This is a genomic window from Mesorhizobium sp. M7A.F.Ca.CA.003.01.2.1, from assembly GCF_003998945.1.
Classification (GTDB): Bacteria; Pseudomonadota; Alphaproteobacteria; order Rhizobiales; family Rhizobiaceae; genus Mesorhizobium; species Mesorhizobium ciceri.
Window position 1 is genome coordinate 1 of record NZ_RZRA01001385.1, and the last position, 970, is coordinate 970.

General features: G+C 65.1%; 1 protein-coding gene. It reads left to right on the forward strand.

Annotation, left to right across the window (positions count from 1 at the left end):
* Positions 1-50 precede the first annotated feature (50 nt).
* Positions 51-970 (forward strand): succinyl-diaminopimelate desuccinylase (gene dapE / locus EN969_RS32845; protein ID WP_127419825.1); only part of this gene is annotated, 920 nt, incomplete at its 3' end.

The window sequence follows — 970 nt, forward strand, 5'->3', positions numbered from 1 at the left end:
CCCTATGTCTGGCCGTGACAGGCCCTGCGCTTTCGACTATCGCTTTTGCCATGACGCTGCCGACCGATCCTGCCGAAAACCTCGCCGCCCTTATCCGTTGCGCTTCGGTGACGCCCGCTGAGGGCGGTGCGCTGACCGCGCTGGAGACGATGCTCAAACCGCTCGGCTTCCTGGTCGATCGGCCGGTGTTTTCCGAAGACGGCACGCCCGATATCGAAAACCTCTATGCAAGGCGTTCCGGCAATGGCCCGCATCTGATGTTCGCCGGCCACACCGACGTGGTGCCGGTCGGCGACGAAGCCGCCTGGACGCATCCGCCCTTCGCCGCCGAGATCGCCAATGGCGAGATGTATGGCCGCGGCGCCGTCGACATGAAGGGCGGCATCGCCTGTTTCATCGCCGCCGTGGCGCGCCATGTCGAGGCCAATGGCGGTCCGAAAGGCTCGGTCTCGCTGCTGATCACCGGCGACGAGGAAGGCCCCGCGATCAACGGCACGGTCAAGCTGCTCGAATGGGCGGCTTCCAGGGGCGAGAAATGGGATGCCTCTGTCGTCGGCGAGCCGACCAACCCGGATGCGCTGGGCGACATGATCAAGATCGGCCGCCGCGGCTCGATGTCCGGCGCCGTCACCGTCAATGGCCGCCAGGGCCATGTCGCCTATCCCTTGCTTGCCGACAATCCGGTGCGCGGGCTGATGAGCCTGGTCGATGCCTTGCTGCATCCGGTTTTCGACAAGGGAACCAGGGATTTCCAGCCGACCAATCTGGAGGTCACCTCCATCGATGTGGGCAACCCGGCCACCAATGTCATCCCGGCCAAAGCGACCGCGACCTTCAACATCCGCTTCAACGACACCTGGACGGACGAGACCCTGCAGGCCGAAATCCACAACCGGCTCGACCAGGCGGCCAGGCGCAAGAAGTACCGGCAGGGCAAGAAGACGCCGGTCGACTACGAGCTCGTCTGGCG